The organism is Mesorhizobium sp. M0854, from assembly GCF_040319815.1.
Classification (GTDB): domain Bacteria; phylum Pseudomonadota; class Alphaproteobacteria; order Rhizobiales; family Rhizobiaceae; genus Mesorhizobium.
Map to the genome: position 1 here is coordinate 1 of NZ_JAMYOL010000084.1, position 873 is coordinate 873.

Sequence of the window (873 nt, forward strand, 5' to 3'; positions counted from 1 at the left end):
AATAGTCGCAGCTATCGCAAAACTTTCAAGCAACGGCTTTGCCTACGGCATCGCCAGCTTTTACACTTCATTCTTCCGCGGCTTGCCGCTTCTCATGCAGATTTACCTGATCTATCTCGGGTTGCCGCAGCTTGGGATCGTGATAAATGCCGTCCCTTCAGGCGTGTTGGCACTCTCGCTTTGCATTGGTGCGTATATGACGGAAATCTTCCGTTCGGGCATTGCGAGCATCGATCGCGGCCAATGGGAGGCATCCCGGTCCATGGGTTTCGGCTTTGGCCTCACGATGCGCAAGATCATCCTGCCGCAGGCGACTCCCGCAATCATTCCCCCAATGGGAAATATGTTCATCGGGATGGTGAAGGACAGCTCGCTGGTCTCAGTCTTGGGCGTGTGGGAGCTGACATTCCTTGCTCGCACAATCGGCCAGCCGACCTTCCATCACATGGAGATGCTGATAGCGGCGGCAATTATTTATTGGATTATGACCATCTGCCTCGAGCTGATTCAATCCCGGATCGAGCATCATTTTGCGAGGAGCAAGCTACGATGACCGTCGACAGCATAGGTCAAGTGAAGGGCGCTCCAAACTGGCGCTCTAAGGCGCCTGCCGATGTGCCGCGTCCTGAGTCAAGTTCGGATCGGGCGTTATTTCGGCAGGAGCAAACGGCGGTGATCGCGGACAAAGTCATCGAAGCGAAGAACGTCTCGAAGTGGTACGGCGCCTTCAAAGCGCTGACTGACGTCAGCCTCACTGTCCGCAAGGGCGAACGCGTCGTCATCTGCGGCCCTTCCGGATCGGGAAAATCAACGCTGATCCGCTGCTTCAATCGGCTCGAGGCGCACCAGGAGGGCGAGATCACCGTCAACGGG

At 56.4% G+C, this 873-nt stretch carries 2 protein-coding genes; both read left to right on the forward strand.

The window, feature by feature from the left end; genetic code table 11:
* Window positions 1–553 (forward strand): amino acid ABC transporter permease (locus tag NKH99_RS32625; protein ID WP_353017976.1); only part of this gene is annotated, 553 nt, incomplete at its 5' end.
* Window positions 550–873, forward strand: a 324-nt coding sequence (locus NKH99_RS32630) for an ATP-binding cassette domain-containing protein (RefSeq protein ID WP_353017979.1), incomplete at its 3' end; no start/stop codon positions are given. The genes NKH99_RS32625 and NKH99_RS32630, both read left to right, overlap by 4 nt.